The sequence below is a fragment of the Dyella flava genome, from assembly GCF_016904955.1.
GTDB lineage: Bacteria > Pseudomonadota > Gammaproteobacteria > Xanthomonadales > Rhodanobacteraceae > Dyella_B > Dyella_B flava.
This window is the reverse complement of the sequence record NZ_JADIKE010000028.1, coordinates 104,541-125,271: the sequence shown is the minus strand read 5'-3', so window position 1 is coordinate 125,271 and position 20,731 is coordinate 104,541. Positions and strand designations below refer to the sequence as shown.

Here is a 20,731-nt window from a genome sequence, read left to right as displayed (position 1 = left end):
AACGCCAGATACACATTGAAAACGTACGCTGCGGACATGGCTATTGCGTCCGCCCCTGTCGCCCAACGACTTTAACTCACGGAACCTAAGACTGTGGCTCGTCAAAAACCCCTAAGCCTCTATCGCAACATCGGCATCATTGCCCACATCGACGCCGGTAAGACCACCACCACCGAGCGTGTGCTGTACTACACGGGCAAGAAGCACCAGATCGTCGACGTGCATGACACCAAGGACGGCAAGGGCTCGACCACCACCGACTACCTCGAGCAGGAACGCAAGCGCGGCATCACCATTCAGTCCGCCGCTGTGTCCACCGAGTGGAAGGGCCACCAGATCAACGTGATCGACACCCCAGGCCACGTGGACTTCACCATCGAAGTGAACCGCAGCCTGCGCGTGCTCGACGGCGCCGTGGTGGTGTTCGACGGCGTGGCCGGCGTGGAACCGCAGACCGAAACCAACTGGCGCCTGGCCGACCAGTACAACGTGCCGCGCATGTGCTACGTCAACAAGATGGACCGCATCGGCGCGAACTTTAAGCACGCCGTGGAAGGCATCAAGAACCGCCTCGGCGCCAATGCCGTGCTCTGCCAGGTGCCGCTGGGCAGCCACGATGACTTCATCGGCATGGCTGACCTGATCACCGGCCAGGGCTACATCTGGGAAGGTCACGACAAGGACAGCAAGTGGGAAGTCATCCCGCTGGACCAGATCGCCAACCATCCCAAGGTGCAGGCCTTCACCACCGCCGCAGACAAGGAATGGGTGGCCAATCTCGCCCAGCTGCGCGATGAAACCATCGAAAAAGCGCTGGAAATGGACGACGAAGCCTTCGACAAGCTGCTCAATGCGGGCGATGTGGAAACGTTCCTCAAGAGCAGCGACTTCAGCCTGGAACTCCTGAAGAAGTGCGTCCGCACGGGTTGCGTGCAAGGCAAGCTGGTGCCGATCTTCTGTGGCTCCTCCTACCGCAACAAGGGCGTGCAGCAGCTGCTCGACGGCGTGGTCGACTACATGCCGTTCCCGGGCGAGAACGGCGGCATCGGCCTGGTGGACGAAGACGGCAACGTGGTCGGCGAACAGGGCGTGGTTGACGAGGCCCCGGCGCGCGCGCTGGCCTTCAAGGTGATCAACGACCAGTTCGGCACACTCACCTTCTGCCGCATCTACTCGGGCGTGATCAAGAAGGGCGACACGCTGCAGAACGTCACGCGCGGCAAGAAAGAGCGCATCGGCCGCATCGTGGAAGTGCAGGCCAACGCCACCAAGGACATCGAAGAAGTGCGCGCCGGCGACATCTGCGCGTTCGTCTCGATGAAGGAAACCGAGACCGGCGACTCCTTGACCGATCCGGCGCATCCGGTGCTGCTGGAGCGCATGCGCTTCCCCGACCCGGTGATCAGCGTCGCCGTGGAACCGAAGAGCCGCAACGATGTCGACAAGCTCTCCACTGCGCTCTACAAGATGGTGAAGGCCGATCCGTCGCTGCGCATGGAAGTGGACAAGGAAACCGGGCAGACCGTGCTCAAAGGCATGGGCGAGCTGCACCTGGAAATCACCATCGACCGCATGCGCACCGAGCTGGGCGTGGATGCGAACATGGGCAAGCCCAAGGTCAGCTTCCGCGAAGCCTTTGGCCAGTCCGTCGAGCACACCTACACGCACAAGAAGCAGTCCGGTGGTTCGGGCCAGTTCGCCGAAGTGAAGATGATTTTCGAGCCGGGCGAACCGGGTAGCGGCGTGGTGTTCTCTGACGAAATCGTCGGCGGCCGCGTGCCGCGCGAGTACATCCCGGCCGTGGAGCACGCCATCATGGTGGAGTCGCGCCAGGGTCAGGTAGCCGGCTACGAAGTGCTGGACTTCAAGGCTCGCCTGATCGACGGCAAGTTCCACGACGTGGACTCCTCGGCACTGGCCTTCGAAATCGCCGGCCGCGCCTGCTTCCGCGAAGCTCAGAGGATGTCCAAGCCCAAGCTGCTCGAGCCGGTGATGAAGCTTGAAGTGGTGACCGAAGCCGACTATCTCGGCGACGTGATCGGCGATATCAACCGTCGTCGCGGCTCGGTCAGTGAGCAGGGCCAGAAGGGCACCAACGCCTTCGTGCAGGGCTTCGTGCCGCTGGCGGAAATGTTCGGCTACATCAACTTCCTGCGTTCGGCCACCAGCGGTCGCGGCACCTTCTCGATGATCTTCGATCATTACGAAGAAGTGCCGGCGAGCATGGTCGCCAAGCTGATGGAGAAGGAAGCGAAGTAAGCCTTCGCTCCAGGCTTCATGCAAAAAAGCCCGGGCTAGCCCGGGCTTTTTTGTAAGTTGCACCCGTCGCAAGTGATACTTTAGTATCACTCCATGCGCACCGAGCTGGTCACCACCCTCAAACGTCAAGCCACTGAATTGCTCGCAGAGCTGGAGCGTGATCGCGAGCCGATCCTCATTACCCAGCACGGCCTGCCCAGTGCTTACCTGATCGATGTCGAATCGTTCGACGCCATGCAGCAGCGCATGCGGTTGCTGGAAGGCATCGCACGCGGTGAGCGCGCACTGGAAGAGCAACGCACCCTGACACAAGACCAGGCAAGGACCCGCCTGAAACGATGGCTGAAATAATCTGGACCGAACCAGCGCTCAGCGAACTGGACGAAATCGCAGACTACATCGCGCTGGACAATCCGCAGGCCGCTTGTGATCTGGTCCAGCGCGTTTTTGCACACGTGGCTCAGCTGGCCAAGCATCCAGCCGGTGGCTCCAGGCCGCCTGAGCGGAAGGGTTTGCGCTATCGGCAGATCATCGAACCTCCGTGCAGGATCTTTTATCGCGTCGATGGTCAGTCTGTAGTGATCCTCTACGTCATGCGCAGCGAACGCCCACTGAGGCGAAACCGGCTGTCCGGTCGCCGCTGACGCCCTTTCCCGGCTCTACCTTGGCCCCTTTCGGAGCCTCCGGGATCAATCCAAGCTAAAATTGGCAGTTCGCGCTTCGACCGACGCCCTCATATGTCCGCCCACCTCCAAGAAACCCACCGCCGCCGCACCTTCGCCATCATCAGCCACCCCGACGCGGGCAAGACCACGTTGACGGAAAAGCTGCTGCTGTTCGGCGGCGCGATCCAGATGGCCGGCTCGGTGAAAGGCCGCAAGGCGGCGCGTCATGCCACTTCGGACTGGATGGCGCTGGAAAAGGAACGCGGCATTTCGGTGACGTCGTCGGTGATGCAGTTCCCCTACGAGGGCAAGATCGTCAACCTGCTCGACACCCCCGGCCACGCGGACTTCTCCGAAGATACCTATCGCGTGCTTACCGCGGTGGACTCGGCACTGATGGTGATCGACTGTGCCAAGGGCGTGGAGGAGCGCACCATCAAGCTGATGGAAGTGTGCCGCCTGCGCGACACGCCGATCATGACCTTCATCAACAAGCTCGACCGCGAGGGCCGCTCGCCGATCGAATTGCTGGATGAAGTGGAATCGGTATTGGGCGTCGCCTGCGCGCCGCTGACGTGGCCGATCGGCATGGGCAAACGCCTGAAGGGCGTCTACCACATGCTGCTGGACGAAGTGCATGTGTTCGAACCGGGCAAGAATTTCACCCGGCAGGATTCCACCATCTTCAAGGGCCTCGATGCACCAGGGCTGGAAGAAGCTATCGGTACCGACGCGCTGGACGAACTGCGTGAAGAACTGGAACTGGTGCAAGGCGCCTCGCATTCGTTCGAGATCGACAAATACCTGGCCGGCAAACTCACCCCGGTGTTTTTCGGTTCGGCGGTGAACAACTTCGGCGTGCAGCTGTTGCTGGACTTCTTCGTCGAACACGCCCCCTCGCCGCGCTCACGCAATACGCTCGGCCGCGAAGTGAAACCGGAAGAAGACAAGCTCACCGGCTTCGTATTCAAGATCCAGGCGAACATGGATCCGGCGCACCGCGACCGCGTGGCCTTCATGCGCGTTTGCTCGGGCACCTATACCGCCGGTATGAAGATGATGCAGACGCGCACCAACAAGGAAGTGCGTATTGCCAATGCACTGACCTTCATGGCCAGCGACCGCGAAATCGTGGAAAGCGCCTATCCCGGCGATGTAATCGGCCTGCACAATCACGGCACCATCAGCATCGGCGATACCTTCACCGAAGGCGAAGCGATCAGTTTCACCGGCATCCCCAACTTTGCGCCGGAACTGTTCCGCCGCGCGCGTCTGCGCGATCCTCTGAAGATGAAGGCGCTGCAGAAGGGGCTGGCGCAGCTTTCCGAGGAAGGCGCCACGCAGTTCTTCCGCCCACTGATGAGCAACGATCTGATCCTGGGCGCCGTCGGCGTGCTCCAGTTCGACGTCGTCGCCTATCGCCTGAAAGACGAATACGGCGTGGACGCCAGCTTCGAGCCGGTCGGGGTCGTCACGGCGCGCTGGATACATTGCGACGATGAGAAAAAACTGGAGGAGTTCCGCGAGAAGAACATCATGAACCTCGGCATCGATGCCGCTGGCGAACTGGTCTACCTCGCCCCATCCCGCGTGAACCTGCAATTGGCGCAAGAGCGCGCGCCGGCGGTGCGCTTCTCGGCGACCCGCGAGCACGCTGCCTCCATCGCCGTCTGACCTCACTGCGTGCCGGGCAGCGCCGGCACGCGTGACATATGGCATTGCGTTGCCTGCTGATGACATCCTAGCCTGCGTATCGTCATCGTCTTGAGCGAGATACGCATGGCCCAGAGCATCGACTTCGCCACCCCGCCGTCCGCCCCGGCATGGCAACGCTGGCTGGTGTTTTCTCCCGCGGCCCGTATCGTCATTTATGCCGCTCTGGTGTTCGTTGCGGGCTACCTGGTTCACGCCGCCCTGCCGATGTCCGGCTGGACCGGCCTGGCCGCCAGCCCGGCGCAACATGCCTTTGCCCGCATGACGGCGGAACTGGTGCCGACGGTGCTGGGCTATCTGGTGCTGGTACTGCTGATCGAGCGGCGGCCCGTCCGTGAGCTGTCCCTGCCCGCTGTGGTCACACGCGGCCTACCCGGATTTATTGGTGGCGTCGTGTTGTTCAGTACCGTGGTAGGCCTGTTGTGGTTGCTCGGCAGCTATCACGTACTGGGCGTAAACCCGAACGTGGATTGGCTACCCGCCGTACTGATCGGCGGTATCGGGGCTGGCATCAGCGAAGAGGTCCTGACACGGGGCGTCCTGTTCCGTGTCGTGGAAGAAGGACTCGGCACCTGGTGGGCGCTGGTGATTTCCGCGGCCTTTTTCGGCATCGCGCATATCTTCAATCCCGGCGCGACATGGTGGAGCTCGCTCGCCATCGCCATCGAAGCAGGCATCCTGCTTGCGCTTGTTTTTCATGTCACGGGTTCGCTGTGGAGCTGCATTGGCCTGCATGCCGCGTGGAACATCACGCAGGGAACGATCTATGGCATTCCGGTCTCTGGTGACCGTGCCGATGGCTGGCTGGTTTCCACTCTCACCGGTCCGGATTGGCTCAGCGGCGGTGCGTTTGGCGCCGAAGCTTCGGTGGTTGCGCTGGCAACCTGTTCCCTGGTGTCGCTCGCACTGCTGATTATCGCGCTGTGTGGCAAGACCATTGTTCCGCCGAGCTGGCGCAGGAACAAAGCCTGAGAGAATCAGTGCCGCGTGCGCGGAGAGAGCCACATGCTGATGCGCGCCTGAAAAACATCCTTTCCGGCCGGATCGCTGACGCGAACAACCACCGGCCATTCGTAACCTTCCGCAGATTCCACCGGAGCAATCTCGGGCGTGGCCACGGCGTGCATGGTGCCGACGGCCTTCGCCAGGTATTCGACGGCCATACCCTTGGGAATCCAGCGCATGCCCGCGGGAATGGTTACTTCCGTCATCACGCCCGCACTCAGCTCGGCGAGATTGCATAGCGCAATCGCATGCACCGTGCCGATGTGGTTATGCACGCGGCGACGATCACGTATGTGCACCTCGCAACGCCCAGGTTCCAACGCGACAAAGCGTGGCGAGATCGTCGAGAAATACGGTGCCCGGAAACATACTGCGCGTGAGAACAACCAATGACCCGCGGGCCAACGGGTGATGCGTTGGTACATGGACAACAGTGACGCGCTCATCGCACACCCTCTCCTCGACGGCGACCTGAGTCGCCGTCAACGCCTTGAACCGCTTGTGCCGCGCGTCAGGCTGCGTCGGCCAGTTTCTTCGGATCCTTGCGGGTGATCGCCGAGCGCAGTTCCGCCGGATCGAAATCATCCACGGAGATGAATTCGAACACGCCTTCGCGCACGCGTTTGAGCAGCGCCGCCTCGCTGCGATCGATCACACCCGCTCGCACCGCCTCATCCAGCTGGGCGAGATAATCGTGCGAGGTGAACTGACCCGCTTTCAGCGCCTTGCCGAACTTGCGTTCCACCGGCTCAGCGGCAATCACATCGGGCAGCAGCTCATTCATGCGACCGACGGTGTTGTTCTGCGTCGGCGTGAGATAGGCCCATTCCAGCAAGCGGTCACGCGCTTCACCCGGTGCCGTGATGATCGCAGCCACGCGACGGCCCAGGCGATCCGACGGTGGCACTTCGCGGCGGCCGAACGGGAACACCAGCACATGCAGCAGCCAGGCCACCGGACGCACCGGGAAATTGCGGATGGCACCATCCAACGCCATCTGCGTACGCCACATGCACTCGTGGAACGCCCAGGCCAGCAGCGGGCGATCCGCTTCCGGACGACCGGTATCCTCGTAGCGCTTCAACATGGCACTGGCAATGTACAGATAGCTGAGTACGTCACCCAGACGCGCGGAGAGCTTTTCCTTGAACTTCAGCTTGCCGCCCAGCACGCCCATGAAGGTATCGGCGCACAGCGCCAGCGCAGCGGAGTAGCGGTTGAGCTTGCGATAGTAACGACGTGTGTAGGCATCACCAGCGGCGTCGCCGATATGCGCGGCCGTCACGCCCAACACGAAGCTGCGCACCGCGTTGGAAACGCCAAAGCCGATGTGGCCGAACAGCGCGCGGTCGAAAGCCCGCAGACGATCGCCGTAGTCGGGGATCGACATCGCCTGCATTTCCTTGAGCACGTAAGGATGGCAGCGGATGGCGCCCTGACCGAAGATCATCAGGCTGCGCGTCATGATGTTCGCACCTTCCACCGTAATCGCGATCGGCACGCCCTGCCAGGCGCGGCCGGCGTAGTTCTTCGGACCGAGTTGCACCGCCTTGCCGCCGTGCACATCCATCGCATCACCGGCAATCGCGCGCCCCCACTCGGTAGCGTGATATTTGGCGATGGCCGAAGGCACGGCCGGCTTTTCGCCGCGATCTACGGCGGCAGCGGTAGCACGTGACAATGCGGCGGTGGCATAGGTGAGACCGCCGATACGCGCCAGCGCTTCTTCCACGCCTTCGAAACGCGCAACCGCCAAGCCGAACTGCTTGCGCATGCGCGCATAGGCACCGGTGGCAGCAACCGCCATGCGCACACCACCCGTCGCGTTGGACGGCAAGGAAATGGCGCGGCCGACCGAAAGGCATTCCACCAGCATGCGCCAGCCATGACCGGCCATGTGCGGACCACCGATCAGGGTCGACATCGGCACAAAGACATCCTTGCCACGTACCGGTCCATTCTGGAACGGAATATTGAGCGGCAAGTGGCGTCGGCCGATTTCCAGGCCCGGCGTGTTACGCGGCAGCAGCGCCAGCGTAATGCCCAGGTCGTCCTTGTCACCGAGCAGGTGCTCGGGATCGTACAAACGGAAAGCCAGCCCCACGACCGTAGCAATCGGCGCCAGCGTGATGTAACGCTTGTCGAAGTTAAGCTTCATGCCGATGGTTTCGACACCATCAACCATTTGCTTGCACACCACGCCGTAGTCGGGAATCGACGTGGCATCCGAACCGGCATAGGGGCCGGTGAGTGCGAAGCACGGAATTTCTTCGCCTACCGCCAAACGCGGCAGATAGAAATTCTTCTGCTCATCGCTGCCGTAGTGCAGCAGCAGTTCGGCCGGCCCGAGCGAATTGGGCACTGCCACCGTGGAGGCCACCGTTGCCGACATGGTCGCCAGCTTCTGCAACACCGCCGAATGCGCCAGCGCAGAGAAGCCCAGGCCACCGTACTGCTTGGGAATGATCATGCCGAAGAATTTGTTCTTCTTGATGAAATCCCACACTTCCGGCGGCAGGTCGGCCAGTTCGTGGGTAATCTGCCAGTCGTCGAGCATGCCGCACAGCTGTTCCACGGGGCCGTCGAGGTAGGCTTTTTCTTCCACGCTCAATTCGGGCTTGGGCTGCTTGAGCAGCTCATGCCAATCCGGCTTGCCGGAGAACAGTTCGCCCTCAAAGCCAACCGTGCCGGCTTCCAGTGCGGTCTGTTCGGTGTCCGACAGTTTCGGCGTGACCTTGGCGAACATCTTGAGCAGCGGTGCGCTGATGTTCTTGCGGCGAAAGTCGGTCATCAGCAACGGCACGGCGACCAGCAACTCGAGCACCAGTAGCAACACCATGGTCTTTGGCGCAGCCGCCAGCAAGCCGACCACCAAGGTAACCACGATGGTGGTGACAGCCCATGCGCGCAAACTGCTCCGGTGATAAGCGCATGCGCCGGTCGCAAACAATGCCGCCATCACAGTTAATAGTACGGACATCTCAACACCTCGTTGCGGGTTGCTCGATCGCCTCGTCGGCGTCGACGGATTCCAGGCTCGCGATAAAGCCTGCTATCTGGGCCGTGAATGCATCGTTCGCATCACCGGCCAACATGTGGGTGGCGCCTGGCACTTCGGCATGCCGGGCATGCGGCACCAGGGTCATGAATTCATCGACGGTGCGATGCGACACCACATCGCTGCGCTCGCCGGAAAGCAGCAGCACCGGTACCTCGACCTTGGCGGCGGCGGCGAGCAGACGTGGCTGGTAACGCTCGCTTTCGCCGATCAGCTCGCCGGCCAGCAACGCGGGATCCCAATGCCAGCGCAGGCGTCCGTCCGCACCTTCGCGCAACAGCGGGCGCAGTTGCTGTTCGCTCTTGCGCTCGCGTCGTTGCGGCAGATACGCCGCAATCTGCTCGGCTGCCTCGGCATAGCTGGCGAAACCATCCGGATGCGCTTGCATGAAGGCAAGGATGCGCTCGACACCGGAGGTTTCCCAGCGCGGCGTGATATCTATCAGCACCAGTGCACGGAAGGGCGCAGGCCGGATTTCCCCGGCGACCACCAGACCCAGCAAACCACCCATGGACGCACCGACCAGGATCGGCGGCTCCGGCTGCGCGCGGGCCAGTCCAATCAGATCGTCGACGAACTGCTGCATGTGGTATTCGCCGCCCGGCATGCGGTCGCTTTCGCCATGGCCGCGGCTATCAAAAGTGACGCAACGGCAGCCTTGAGCCGCCATGGTCGCTGCTGCCGTATTCCACGCTCCACGGGTCTGCCCAAAACCATGCGCAAACAGCAGCGTCGGCCGGCCCGAGGCATGACGAAGATCCACCGCCAAGGACAAGCCATCGGCGGCGGTGTAGGAAGTTCGAGTGGCTGGATTCAATTCCATACGCATGAGTATGGATGGCTCGCGGGGTTGTCGTCAATCGCCCGAAGCTACGGCGTTTTCCCCGGGCCTCGATCCGGCGATGCCCACAGTTTCGCGCCGGTCTGGGCTACCATACGGGAATGAATGTCCGCCAAAAACCCGAACGTACGCGCCTTTCCGCTGAAGATTGGGAAGATGCCGCCCTCAATCTGATCTCCGAACAAGGTGTCGGCGCGCTGGCCGTGGAAGCGCTGGCCCGCCAACTCGGTGTTACCAAAGGCAGTTTTTACTGGCATTTCCGTACACGTGAAGCGCTGCTTCAGGCCGCCCTGGAACGTTGGGAACAGTACGGCGAACGCGAAATCATCAGCCAGATCGAGGCGATCCCCGATCCGCGCGAGCGCTTGCCTGAATTGTTCCGCCGCGTCGCCCATGAGCTGCAACCTCACCGCGTCTACGCCGCCCTGTTGAAGGCATTGGACCACCCCTTGGTGGTGCCGGTGATGGCGCGCGTCTCAAAGCGGCGCACTGAATTTCTCCATACGGCCTATTCCGAGGCCGGTCTGGAGACTGACGAGGCACTTAATCGCGCCCGCCTGACCTATGCCGCCTATGTCGGCTTTCTGCAGCTGAATTTCACATTGGGTCTGCCAAGGTTGAGCCATGAAGAGTTCGACGCTTACGTCGAACACATGATCGCGACCCTGATCCCGGGCTGAGTTCTCAATAAAGCGTTTCCAAGCCTCGGACGGGTCCCCCTGCGACCCGCAGCCGTATGCGGTTTGCTGCATGCAACCTTGCAATGCCAGTTTTCGTAACTTACGGTTGTGGCTCTTTTTTGTGGGTAGACCAAGGCGAGGAAAACATGGCGAGCAAGCTGGATTCGCTCGAGCAATGGGTGAAAGACGTGGCGGCTATGACCCGCCCCGCGACAATCCATTGGTGTGACGGCTCCGATACCGAATATCGGTCGCTTGTACAGCAAATGCTGCAGAGCGGAGATCTGATCGAACTCAACCAGCAGACCCATCCGGGTTGCTATCTGCATCGTTCCAGTCCATCCGACGTGGCACGCGTGGAGCATCTGACCTTCGTCTGCACCAAGGACGAAGCCGATGCCGGCCCGAACAATCATTGGATGGCCCCGGCCGACGCGCACACCAAAATGGATGCGCTGTTCAACGGCTGCATGGAAGGCCGCACCATGTACGTGATTCCGTACTGCATGGGGCCGATCGATTCGCCGCTTTCGCGATGCGGTGTGGAAATCACCGACAGCCCGTATGTGGTGGCGAACATGCGCACGATGACGCGCATGGGTGCTGCGGCGCTTGCCCGTATCGAGCGTGAAGGCAGCTTCGTGAAGGGCCTGCACTCCACAGGTGAGCTGGATCCGGAGCGCCGCTTCATCATGCACTTCCCGGAAGAGCTGTCGATCCAGTCGTACGGCTCTGGTTACGGCGGCAATGCATTGCTCGGCAAGAAGTGCCATGCGTTGCGCATCGCCAGCTATCAGGCCCGCACCGAAGGCTGGCTGGCCGAACACATGCTGATTGTCGGCATCGAGAATCCGCAGGGCCAGACGCACTACATCGCCGCGGCATTTCCTTCCGCCTGCGGCAAGACCAACCTGGCCATGCTGATTCCGCCGGAGGGCTATCGCAAAGACGGCTGGCGCGTGTGGACGGTCGGCGACGATATCTGCTGGATGCGTCCGGGCGCCGATGGACGTCTCTACGCCATCAACCCGGAAGCCGGCTTCTTCGGCGTGGCTCCCGGCACCAGCGATAGCAGCAACCCGAATGCGCTGACGACGATCGCGCACGACACCATCTTCACCAACGTCGCCGTGACCGCCGACAACCAGCCATGGTGGGAAGGCCTGCCCGGCACGCCGATCACCGACTGGCAAGGTCGTCCGTACGACCCGGCTAACGGTCCGGCGGCGCATCCGAACTCGCGCTTCACGGTCAGCGCCAAACAGTGCCCAACGTGGTCAGCGAAAGCCGAAGATGCGCAAGGTGTGCCAATCAGCGCCATCGTGTTCGGCGGCCGCCGTCCATCGCTGGTGCCGCTGGTGATGGAAGCGCGTGACTGGACCCATGGCGTACTGCTGGGCGCCGCGATGGGCTCGGAAACCACTGCCGCCGCCACCGGCGCCGTGGGCGTGCTGCGCCGCGACTCGATGGCCATGAAACCATTCTGTGGCTACCACTACGGCGACTACTTCACGCACTGGCTGTCGTTCGACAAACCCGGTGCCAAGCTGCCGAAGATCTTCCACGTGAACTGGTTCCGCAAAGGCAAGGACGGCAAGTTCCTGTGGCCGGGCTTCGGCGAGAACCTGCGCGTGCTGGAGTGGATGATCGCCCGCGTTGAAGGCAAGGCGCGCGGAACTGAAACACCGATCGGCATGCTGCCTGCCAACGGCGAGTTGAAACTCGACGGGCTGGACCTGCCGCGCGAGACGCTGGTGGAACTGCTCGATGTCGATAACGCCGGCTGGCAAGCCGAGCTGCACGCCATCGGCGAGTACCTCGACACCTTCAGCCCACGCCTGCCGGCGCGCCTGCGGCAAGAGCAGCAACGCGTCGCCCATGCGCTGGAAATACCGCGCAAGGCAGCCAACGCCTAGCGTTTTGCCTCTCTCCCCGGGGATCCCAAAGCAGTCCCCGGGGCAGAGAGGATCGAGGTGAGACCAGCCTTGCGATGAGGCCCTTCGGAGCGTGCTGCGAAGCGACCTGATCGCAAGATTGTCCCCTTACCGCAAGCTTTACTCGCTCCTCAGAGCCAGGCACATCCGTGTGCCCTACCCGCCTGCCCATCGGGGAAAAGGCGACAGTCATCTAAACCCATCGGCCACCCGCCGCATCCAAGCTGGCAAGATGATTGCTGCTTGCATCGCCAACGGAAGCGCCATGCCACCTGCGCTCGCTGCGGGACATAACGACGATACGGATGACGTGCGCGCGGCCGCCGCAGGCGACCGCCAGGCCTTTCAACGCCTGTACCGCCTGCATGCGGGCCGCATCCATGGCGCCATGTTGCGGTTGTCCGGCTACGATCACGCACGTGCCGAAGACCTTACGCAAGATGCGTTCGTCCGTGCCTGGCAGAAGCTGGACAGCTTCCGCGAACAGAGCGCCTTCGGTACATGGCTTTACCGACTGGCGGTGAATGTGGCACTGATGGACATACGGGCGCGCGGTGCCGATCCGGTCGGCTATGTCGACGAGGACAGCGTTCCCGAGCACGGCGAGACACCGTTCTGCGCAGCCGAACGCGAAGAACTGGAACGTGCCATCGGCAAGCTGCCGCCACGGGCTCGCGCCGTATTGGTTCTGCACGACGTGGAAGGCTGGCGCCACGAGGAAATCGCCAGAGAGCTGGACATGGCAGTAGGGTCGTCCAAGGCGCAACTGCATCGTGCACGTGGCTTGTTGCGCAAAGCGTTGGGAGAAGTGCGATGAATGAATTCGAATGGCTGCGCCAGATGCGCGAACTGAACCAGCCGGTCGCTCCCCGCAACGACCTGTGGGCACGCATCGATGCTGAGCTCGATGAAACCAAGCCAGGCGAAGCTGCGGCAGTTACACCGATCAGGCCGGCACATCGCCATCCTCAGGTATGGGCGGTAGCTGCCAGTATCGCCGCACTGATCGTATTGGCCTGCGGCGTGGTGTGGCACACGCAGCCTGTGTCACAACCTGGCTCAGCCATCGCGCTGAAGACGGTCAACGAAAATACCGCGTGGAAACCCAGCGACCCGCGTCTTGCCGGTGCGGCGGTTGAACTGGATGCCGCGCGCATGGAATTGCAACAGGCGATCCAGCAAGCTCCCGACTCCCCTGCCCTGCAGCGTTTGCTGCAGCGGACCGACGCACAGCGAACCATGCTGCGCGAACTTGAGAAACATGCCGGCTGAAGATCAGGACAGAATAATTATGAAAAACGCCCGCTATCTGCCGCTGCTGCTCTGCCTGTGCTGGGGAGGGCAGGCCTTTGCCGATACCCCGCTCGACCTCAGTCATCCGGCTGCACCCACGGTGCATGTCGAAATCAACAACGTCAAAGGCAAGGTCACGATCATTGCCTGGGATCGCAACGAGGTTCACGTAGGTGGCCTGCTCGGCGATGGCGCAGCACCGTTGTCGATCGAAGGCAGTGAAAACAACCTGTCGATCAAGGTGCAGGCGCAAGGGCACAACGGATGGTTCAATTGGAGCGGCGACAAGGCCATGTCCGATACCGAGCTGAACATCAACGTGCCGCGCGCTGCCTCATTGAAGGTCAACGTGGTGAGTGCACCACTGAGCGTAGATGGCATCGATGGTGGTGATATTGCGGTGAATTCAGTGAGCGGCCGTGTGCGCATCGACGCACGGACACCGATGCTTGAAGCGGTGACAGTCAGCGGCAACGTCGCGTTCTCCGGTCATGCGAAACAGGCCAAGCTGCAAACCGTGAGTGGCGACATTCTCGCCCCTTCGCTAGGCCAGAACGCGGATCTGCAAACGGTTTCCGGGCATATCCAGGCCAGTGGCGGTCCCTGGGCACAACTGAATCTCAGCACGGTATCCGGTGATGTACAGCTGACTGGCGAACTCGCCCCCAGCGGCACCATGAGCATCGACAGCATGAGTGGCGACGTGCAACTGCAATTCCCCGCCTCGCTTTCCAGCAGCGTGCACGCCAGCACCTTCAGCGGCGACCTGCGCAGCGACTTCGGCACGCCCAAACAGCCCGAACACGGGCCGGGTAGCACTCTTGATACGGTTGCCGGCAACGGCAACGGCAAGATCAGCGTTGAAACATTCAGTGGTGACCTGCGTATCCGCAAACAGGATTGATCAAGACATTGGCAACACCAGGCAAGCGCGTTTCCACGGCGTCGCCCCCACAACAAAACGCCTCCGGACCGGAGGCGTTTTGTTTTCCATGCTGTGAACGAATCAGAGATCCTGGTGATATTGCACGTAAGGCGTACGTGACTGATCCGGTTCCGGCGGCCCCACCGGCGTGTTGGTCGCATTGCCGGAAGACCAAAGGTTCTGCGCGCCGAAGCTCAGCGAACCCTGCCATGGCAAATGCCAGGTCACACCAAGATCTATGCTGTTCCAGCGGCGATCGGTCAGGAAGCTGCTGGGCAAACCCGGTTCGGGCTGCATGGTGCGACCGATGATGCTGCCGGTGATCGGACCGTGATCGATACCGAAACTCAACGCCTTCTGATCCAGCGTGGAGAGTCCCATCAGATTGCCCGGCAACAGACGGATACGGCCCATGCTTGCGCCAAGCAGCACGCCGCTGTTGTTGTTGAAGGCGAAGCGGCCGCTCGCATTAACTTGCGTGCTGCTGTCGAAATCCGACAGTCCGTTGACGCCGGTAACAGCGCCTGGCAACACGCGCGGCAGCGGCGTGCTGTTGGGCACCTGATCCTGCGCCACGCTCAGGCCCAGGCTGTAACGGCCAGCGCTGTAGGTAGCGCCCACCTGGGTACCAACGATGCGCGGCTGCGTCACCCACGAACGCTGGGTAACCCCCACCTGCGCCGAGACATTCGGCGTGATGCCGTACTGCAAGCTGGTGGAGCTGACCGTGCCGCCCGAGAGCGGATTGAGCGACAAGCTGCCATTGTTTTGCGCACCCGCCGTTGGGCCATTCTCCGACTGCACCAGCAAGGAGCCCGGCGCGGGCTTACCCGTGTTTAACGTTGTCTGCTGTTGCAGCCATGCCGCCTCACCGGCCTGATCAGCGCCCACCGTCTGACCCGCCGCAAGAAGCGGCGCGCACAGCAGCGGCAATGTCAGCAGCAATCGGCGCATGAAAGTTCAGTAGTGGCGTAGCAGACCTCATCCGGCCTTCGGCAAAGGCGGACTCCCGAGGATCAGTATATCCCATTTTACTTTTTACTAACACCCCGAACAGATCGCGTTTTCTGTGTATCACCCACCAAAACAGGCCCCTGAACAAGTACTTGCTGGCACGGCCAATGCATGATGCCGGAACCGCAGCGATCCGGACCCCAGCAGCCATGAGCGACGACGACATGACACGATCGTCACGAGATATAGTCATCCTGTATACAGCGCATGGACCCGCTCACAGGTCATGAGTTCAGTGCCTGAAAGCCCTAATTTCACAGCCGCCTCACCGGGGATTTTTCCGGGGGAGCTACGCGACACTATGGAGCGGCTCTTCCGGGCGGTGGACGCCGGGAGCGTGCTCGAAACCTGTCAGGCCGCGCTGACCCACCTGAGCATCCGCGGTGAACTCCGCTGGCTCCCGCCGGACACCGATGACCCCGCCTTGCAGGCCGGCCTGACCCTGGCCAAGGATCCGCAAAGCCTGCAGACCCTGATCTTCAGCGGCGACCTGACCAAGCTGAACGACGCCGCTCACGCCGAACTGAGCTGGCTGGGACGGCTCGCCGGGACCCGTCTGCGCCAGCTGAGCGAAACCGGACGCCTTTACGAGGCCATCTCACGCCTGGCCATGGCCGAGCGACTGCAGCGCGCGCTGTACGCCATCGCCGAGCTGGCCGGCAGCGCACACAACATGACCGAGATGATGCAGTCCCTGCACGCCATTGTCGGCATGTTGATGTACGCGGAAAACTTCTACATTTTCCTGTACGACCCGGCCACGGACAGCGTGCGCTTTCCGTACTACGTGGACACGGTCGATCCCAAGCCACCGGCGCCGGACGAAAACTATCCGCTGCAGGACATGCGCCATAGCCTGACCTGGAACCTGTTGCAAAGCGGACAGCCCATCATGGGCTCGGTCGAGGAACTGGCGCGGCAACTGGAAGGCCGCTTCACTCTGGTCGGCCCGGTCTGCGAGCACTGGCTGGGTGTGCCGCTGCTGCGCGGCAACCAGGTCGTGGGCGGTATCGCCGTGCAGACGTATCGCACCGACACCCGCTACACCCGCCATGATCGCGACCTGCTCAGTTACGTGGCGCAGCACATGCAGACCGCGCTTGAGCGCCGCGAAGCGCACGCCGAGCTTGAGCGCCGGGTTGCCGACCGCACCGCCGCGCTGCGCGCCACCAACCGTGTGTTGCGCCAGCAAGTACTGCAACGGCAGCGCGGCGAGCGGCTGCAATCGGCCCTGTTCCGTATTGCGGAGCTGGCCAGCGCTCCGGAAAGTCAGCAGAACTTTTATGCCGCCGTGCATCGCGTAGTAGGTGGACTGCTCTACGCGCGCAACTTCTACATCGCCTTGCTGGACGAAAGCGGCGAGAACATCACCTTTCCCTATTCGATCGACGAAATCGAAACCAGCCGCGCCCCGCGACGGATTGGCGACGGCGCGACCGAATACGTGCTCAAGCACGGTAAACCGCTGCTGGCCGATCGCCAGACCTTCGAGCACCTCGCAGCAACCGGTGAGTGCTTTGAGGTCGGTTCCACGTCGGTATGCTGGCTTGGCGTACCGCTGGTTTGGGACGACAAGGTGATGGGCGTATTGGCCGTACAGAGCTACTCGCCCAAGCATATTTACGATACGCGCGACCAGGAACTGCTCACCTTCGTGAGCTACCACATCGCGAACGCGCTGCAACGCAAGCAAACCAGCGAATCGCTGAAACAGGCCTACGTCAATCTGGAACGCCGCGTCACCGAACGCACCCGCGCGCTGGCGCTGGCCAATCGAGATTTACGCGAGCAGATCGCCGAGCGCGAGCGCGTCGAACGCCGGCTGATGTATGAAACCCTGCACGACTCATTGACCGGCCTGCCCAATCGCACGTTGCTGCTGCAACGTCTGGGCCAGGCCCTGCAGACCTACCACGCCGATCCGAACAAGCTGTTCGCGGTACTGTTCATCGACCTGGATCGCTTCAAGGTGATCAACGATTCGGTAGGCCACCTGATAGGTGATGATTTGCTGTTCCAGGCGGGCAGCCGAATCCGTGCCTGCCTGAAAACCCGCGACCTGGTGGCCCGCCTCGGCGGTGACGAATTCGCCGTGCTGCTGGAAGGCATCAGCGACGGCAGCAAGGCCAGCGTGGTTGCCGAACGCATCATTGCGGAACTGCACGTGCCGTTCCGTCTTGGCGTCAAGGAAATCTTTACCTCGGCCTCGATCGGTATCGCCCTGCCCGGCCCGCATTACCAACAGCCGGAAGAACTGCTGCGCGATGCCGACGCCGCGATGTACCGTGCCAAGGACGAGGGCCGCCATCGCGCCGCGGTGTTCGATGATCGCCTGCGCCGCGAAGTACTTTCGCTGCTGGAAATGGAAGGCGATCTGCGCCGCGCGCTGAGCCGCAATGAATTCGTGCCCTTCTACCAGCCCATCGTGTGCATGGAAGATGGACGCACCGTGGGTTATGAAGCCCTGCTGCGCTGGCGTCATCCCGATCGCGGCCTGCTCTGCCCCGGTGATTTCCTGGCGGTCGCCGAAGAAAACGGCAGCGCCGAAAACATCGACTGGCAGATCTTCGAACAAGTCGCTTCGCAGGCGAGCATGCTGGCCGGAGTGGATGGCTTTGTGAGCTTGAATGTCTCGGGCCGCCATTTCCGCATGCCCGATCTGGACGAGCGGCTGCTGAACCTGCTGCGCGCGCATCGCGTCAATCCGCGTTCACTGCGTATCGAGGTCACCGAGCGCACGCTGCTGGAAAACCCCGCGCAGGTGAAACGCATTCTCGACAACCTGCGCCAGCATGGTGTGGGCATTGCACTAGATGACTTCGGCACGGGCTATTCGTCGCTGAGCTATCTGCATCAGTACCCGATCGAGACGCTGAAGATCGATCGCAGCTTCATCACCGAACTGGCACACCCGGGCAGTCATAGCCAGCCGGTGGTGCGCGCCATCCAGGTACTGGCTGACTCACTGCAAATGCAGGTGATTGCGGAAGGGATTGAAGACGAAGCACAGCAGCAGGCGCTGCGGCAAATTGGTTGCCGCTACGGCCAGGGCTTTTTATTTGCCCGGCCGCAGGCGGCGGAGGTATGGCTGGGGAAAGTCAGCGCCGTCGGATGATTGCGCCATGTGCGGAGAAGGGGAAAGCGCGCGATCTGCTATTAGGTTTCCCGTGCTCGACACCCTTCGCTCGACTACTACTGCACCGTCGAACTGGTCGCGGTGCCACCACTCAACAAGTGCTGTGCATCGACACGATCGAAGGTGTAGCTGCGCGCGCAGAACTCGCAAGTCACCTCGATGGTGCCCTGCTGCGCTTCCAGTGTTGCTTCAATTTCATCGCGACCTAGCGAGCGCAACATGGATTCAACGCGTTCACGCGAGCAACTGCAGCCGAACGCCAGCGGACGAGGCTGGAACAAGCGCACCGTCTCTTCATGATAGAGACGATAAAGCAGCTGTTCGGAGGGCGTCTTCAGCAATTCCTCACTACCCAGCGTGGCAGTGAGATGATCGATGCGTGTCCAGGCATCTTCATCCTGCACCGCATCGCGTCCACCCTCACCCGGCAGTTTCTGCAGCATCAGGCCCACCGCGCATTGCTCGTTGGCCGCCAGCACGATGCGTGCCGGTAACTGCTCGGACTGCTGGAAATAATTCTCCAACGCGCCGGACAGGTCGTCATGACTCAAATCGACCAGGCCCTGGTAACGCTGCCCACGCTCGGCATGACCGATGGTGATCGCCATGATCGCATCAGGCAGCTCTTTCAGCGGCAAGCTGGCCGGCAAGGAACCATTCCAGCGCGCCAGACCACGCAGGCGCCCGGCATCGGAGCATTCCGCAAACAACAGCCGCAGCGCACCCGCGCTCTTCAGTTCGATCGACAATGCGCCTTCAAGCTTGATATTTCCGGTCAGCAGCGCACTCGCCGCCAGCGCGTGCCCCAGCAGATCCCGCAGCGGCGCGGGATAGTCCGCCCGGCCCGCTACTTCGCGCCAGGCCGGCCCCAGGCGCACGATCACGCCTCGAACGCCTGCACGTTCAAGTAAAAAGCGATGGAGCACATCCTCGACAAGCACGGTTTCCACGTGGATTACCTCTCAAAAGCTCAAGGGGCGTTAAATGGGGACTCCCCCTGGGGCGGACAATAGCCCATCACACCGCACGCTGAGAAAGTGCGGTCCTGCACCCTTCTCAACTCACCGAGGTCTTCGCCCCCAAGATGGGCGCATCCATGCGTCCTTCCGCGTGTGGCGCATGACCGACCTCGTCCCCCGACCCATCAAGCACGTGAAATGCATGATTCGCGGCGGGCTGTCCATGACCAGCACTAACCATGCCATTTCTCGACAGCCTGTTCAGCATCGCCGCTTATAATCCGGCGGGCTTTTCTGCACGGTGGGCCATGCCGCATCTTCCTCCATTCCGCCGGCTGCTGCGTTACGCCGGCATCGTGATCCTGTCATGGGTGGCATTGAGCTGGTTTGTCGTGCTGGTGCTGCGCTTTGTGCCGCCCTGGACGTCTGCGGTGATGATGGAGCGCCAATTCGACGCGCTGATCCACGGTGAGCGAAATTTTCGCCTGCAACACCATTGGGTGCCGTGGTCGCGCGTTTCGCCGTGGGTACCGATCGCAATGGTGGCGGGCGAGGATCAGAAATTTCCGTTCCATCACGGCTTCGACTTCGACTCCATCCATAATGCGATCGATGCGGCTGACGATGGCAAGCGCCTGCGCGGCGCCAGCACCATCAGCCAGCAGACCGCCAAGAACCTGTTCCTGTGGAATGGCCGCAGCTTCGTCCGCAAGGGGCTGGAGGCGTATTTCACGGTGCTGCTGGAAATGACCTGGCCGAAGCGCCGCATCCTCGAGGTCTACATGAACATCGCCCAGCTCGGCGATGGCATCTACGGGGTGGGCGCGGCCAGCGATGCCTTTTTCCACGCATCCCCCGCCCAACTTGGTCCCTCCCAGGCCGCCCGGCTGGCCGCCGTATTGCCCAACCCGGACCGCTTCCACGTCGACCGGCCTAGCTCCTACGTCATGGAACGCAGCCGCTGGATCGAGCAGCAGATGAACCAGTTGGGCGGCCCGGCCTATCTTGAAAGCAAAGAACCGCCGCGTGACACCGCGCGAGCGCGGCGGCACTGAGTACCACGTCGCTCGCGGCGGCGCGCGCACTTCGCTAGCATCTAGGTATGCCCTGATCCACTCTCCGTGGGCGTCACCGGCTCCGTCCGTTCGCAAGCCACAGACCATCGGCGAGGGTGCGACGATGGGCTGAAGGGCGCGGCCGGACAGAACCAGCCCCAACGTGTTGAGTTGCAGAACTTATGGGGATTCCT

At 62.0% G+C, this 20,731-nt stretch carries 17 protein-coding genes; 12 read left to right on the top strand and 5 right to left on the bottom strand.

What is annotated here, in order from left to right; all coding sequences use genetic code 11:
- The first annotated feature begins 93 nt into the window (after window positions 1-93).
- The 5 genes from fusA to ISP19_RS04645 all read left to right on the top strand — a co-directional run bounded on the left by fusA (window position 94) and on the right by ISP19_RS04645 (window position 5,609).
- Entirely contained in the window at window positions 94-2,259 is a 2,166-nt protein-coding gene (gene fusA / locus ISP19_RS04665; RefSeq protein WP_204680180.1) for an elongation factor G, read from the top strand.
- Window positions 2,260-2,352: 93 nt separating this feature from the next.
- Entirely contained in the window at window positions 2,353-2,610 is a 258-nt protein-coding gene (locus ISP19_RS04660; protein WP_204680179.1) for a type II toxin-antitoxin system Phd/YefM family antitoxin, read from the top strand.
- Window positions 2,598-2,903 (top strand): type II toxin-antitoxin system RelE/ParE family toxin, encoded by a 306-nt coding sequence (locus ISP19_RS04655; RefSeq protein ID WP_204680178.1) that lies wholly within the window; start codon window positions 2,598-2,600, stop codon window positions 2,901-2,903. Before ISP19_RS04660 ends, ISP19_RS04655 begins: the two co-directional genes overlap by 13 nt.
- A gap of 93 nt (window positions 2,904-2,996) precedes the next feature.
- Window positions 2,997-4,598 carry a peptide chain release factor 3 gene (locus ISP19_RS04650; RefSeq protein WP_204680177.1) on the top strand — a complete coding sequence of 534 codons (1,602 nt, stop codon included), beginning with the start codon at window positions 2,997-2,999 and terminating at the stop codon, window positions 4,596-4,598.
- Between the two features lie 105 nt (window positions 4,599-4,703).
- Window positions 4,704-5,609 carry a CPBP family intramembrane glutamic endopeptidase gene (locus tag ISP19_RS04645; protein ID WP_204680176.1) on the top strand — a complete coding sequence of 302 codons (906 nt, stop codon included), beginning with the start codon at window positions 4,704-4,706 and terminating at the stop codon, window positions 5,607-5,609.
- Window positions 5,610-5,614: 5 nt separating this feature from the next.
- On the opposite strand, the gene ISP19_RS04640 is transcribed toward ISP19_RS04645, so the two are convergent.
- The 3 genes from ISP19_RS04640 to ISP19_RS04630 form a co-directional block, all read right to left on the bottom strand.
- On the bottom strand, window positions 5,615-6,088 hold the full coding sequence (locus tag ISP19_RS04640; protein WP_204680175.1) for a hotdog fold domain-containing protein: 474 nt from the start codon (window positions 6,086-6,088) through the stop codon (window positions 5,615-5,617).
- Between the two features lie 65 nt (window positions 6,089-6,153).
- Window positions 6,154-8,622: an acyl-CoA dehydrogenase gene (locus tag ISP19_RS04635; RefSeq protein WP_204680174.1), complete on the bottom strand. Its 2,469-nt coding sequence runs from the start codon at window positions 8,620-8,622 to the stop codon at window positions 6,154-6,156.
- 1 nt (window position 8,623) lies between these two features.
- On the bottom strand, window positions 8,624-9,529 hold the full coding sequence (locus ISP19_RS04630) for an alpha/beta fold hydrolase (RefSeq protein ID WP_204680173.1): 906 nt from the start codon (window positions 9,527-9,529) through the stop codon (window positions 8,624-8,626).
- 113 nt (window positions 9,530-9,642) lie between these two features.
- Here ISP19_RS04630 and ISP19_RS04625 point away from each other — a divergent pair, with 113 nt between their 5' ends.
- The 5 genes from ISP19_RS04625 (at window position 9,643) to ISP19_RS04605 (ending at window position 14,352) form a co-directional block, all read left to right on the top strand.
- Window positions 9,643-10,221 (top strand): TetR/AcrR family transcriptional regulator, encoded by a 579-nt coding sequence (locus tag ISP19_RS04625; protein WP_204680232.1) that lies wholly within the window; start codon window positions 9,643-9,645, stop codon window positions 10,219-10,221.
- A 146-nt stretch (window positions 10,222-10,367) separates the two neighbouring features.
- The gene (locus ISP19_RS04620) at window positions 10,368-12,137 is read left to right on the top strand and encodes a phosphoenolpyruvate carboxykinase (GTP) (protein ID WP_204680172.1); all 1,770 of its coding nucleotides are present in this window, start codon (window positions 10,368-10,370) and stop codon (window positions 12,135-12,137) included.
- A 283-nt stretch (window positions 12,138-12,420) separates the two neighbouring features.
- Entirely contained in the window at window positions 12,421-12,972 is a 552-nt protein-coding gene (locus ISP19_RS04615; protein ID WP_204680171.1) for an RNA polymerase sigma factor, read from the top strand.
- Window positions 12,969-13,427: a hypothetical protein gene (locus ISP19_RS04610; protein WP_204680170.1), complete on the top strand. Its 459-nt coding sequence runs from the start codon at window positions 12,969-12,971 to the stop codon at window positions 13,425-13,427. The genes ISP19_RS04615 and ISP19_RS04610 overlap by 4 nt, the downstream gene beginning before the upstream one ends.
- Window positions 13,428-13,446: 19 nt before the next feature.
- Entirely contained in the window at window positions 13,447-14,352 is a 906-nt protein-coding gene (locus tag ISP19_RS04605; protein WP_204680169.1) for a DUF4097 family beta strand repeat-containing protein, read from the top strand.
- Between the two features lie 102 nt (window positions 14,353-14,454).
- Here ISP19_RS04605 and ISP19_RS04600 read toward each other — a convergent pair whose 3' ends face one another.
- Window positions 14,455-15,327, bottom strand: a complete 873-nt coding sequence (locus tag ISP19_RS04600) for a hypothetical protein (protein ID WP_204680168.1) — start codon at window positions 15,325-15,327, stop codon at window positions 14,455-14,457.
- Between the two features lie 361 nt (window positions 15,328-15,688).
- Between ISP19_RS04600 and ISP19_RS04595 the strand changes: the two genes are divergently transcribed.
- Window positions 15,689-18,502, top strand: a complete 2,814-nt coding sequence (locus tag ISP19_RS04595; protein ID WP_239556515.1) for a bifunctional diguanylate cyclase/phosphodiesterase — start codon at window positions 15,689-15,691, stop codon at window positions 18,500-18,502.
- Window positions 18,503-18,579: 77 nt separating this feature from the next.
- On the opposite strand, the gene hslO is transcribed toward ISP19_RS04595, so the two are convergent.
- Complete coding sequence (hslO, locus tag ISP19_RS04590; protein WP_204680166.1) at window positions 18,580-19,473, bottom strand: Hsp33 family molecular chaperone HslO; 894 nt, start codon at window positions 19,471-19,473, stop codon at window positions 18,580-18,582.
- 317 nt (window positions 19,474-19,790) lie between these two features.
- On the opposite strand from hslO, the gene mtgA reads away from it, so the two are divergent.
- Window positions 19,791-20,537 (top strand): monofunctional biosynthetic peptidoglycan transglycosylase, encoded by a 747-nt coding sequence (gene mtgA / locus ISP19_RS04585; protein WP_204680231.1) that lies wholly within the window; start codon window positions 19,791-19,793, stop codon window positions 20,535-20,537.
- Window positions 20,538-20,731: the final 194 nt, after the last annotated feature.

Coding starts and splice junctions, on each gene's coding strand:
- ISP19_RS04615 (WP_204680171.1), top strand. CDS start 12,421: ATGCCACCTGCGCTCGCTGCGGGACATAACGACGATACGGATGACGTG.
- ISP19_RS04630 (WP_204680173.1), bottom strand. CDS start 9,529: ATGCGTATGGAATTGAATCCAGCCACTCGAACTTCCTACACCGCCGCC.
- ISP19_RS04610 (WP_204680170.1), top strand. CDS start 12,969: ATGAATGAATTCGAATGGCTGCGCCAGATGCGCGAACTGAACCAGCCG.
- ISP19_RS04645 (WP_204680176.1), top strand. CDS start 4,704: ATGGCCCAGAGCATCGACTTCGCCACCCCGCCGTCCGCCCCGGCATGG.
- ISP19_RS04620 (WP_204680172.1), top strand. CDS start 10,368: ATGGCGAGCAAGCTGGATTCGCTCGAGCAATGGGTGAAAGACGTGGCG.
- mtgA (WP_204680231.1), top strand. CDS start 19,791: ATGCCGCATCTTCCTCCATTCCGCCGGCTGCTGCGTTACGCCGGCATC.
- ISP19_RS04605 (WP_204680169.1), top strand. CDS start 13,447: ATGAAAAACGCCCGCTATCTGCCGCTGCTGCTCTGCCTGTGCTGGGGA.
- ISP19_RS04635 (WP_204680174.1), bottom strand. CDS start 8,622: ATGTCCGTACTATTAACTGTGATGGCGGCATTGTTTGCGACCGGCGCA.
- ISP19_RS04640 (WP_204680175.1), bottom strand. CDS start 6,088: ATGAGCGCGTCACTGTTGTCCATGTACCAACGCATCACCCGTTGGCCC.
- ISP19_RS04600 (WP_204680168.1), bottom strand. CDS start 15,327: ATGCGCCGATTGCTGCTGACATTGCCGCTGCTGTGCGCGCCGCTTCTT.
- ISP19_RS04660 (WP_204680179.1), top strand. CDS start 2,353: ATGCGCACCGAGCTGGTCACCACCCTCAAACGTCAAGCCACTGAATTG.
- ISP19_RS04625 (WP_204680232.1), top strand. CDS start 9,643: ATGAATGTCCGCCAAAAACCCGAACGTACGCGCCTTTCCGCTGAAGAT.
- ISP19_RS04655 (WP_204680178.1), top strand. CDS start 2,598: ATGGCTGAAATAATCTGGACCGAACCAGCGCTCAGCGAACTGGACGAA.
- ISP19_RS04595 (WP_239556515.1), top strand. CDS start 15,689: ATGGAGCGGCTCTTCCGGGCGGTGGACGCCGGGAGCGTGCTCGAAACC.
- ISP19_RS04650 (WP_204680177.1), top strand. CDS start 2,997: ATGTCCGCCCACCTCCAAGAAACCCACCGCCGCCGCACCTTCGCCATC.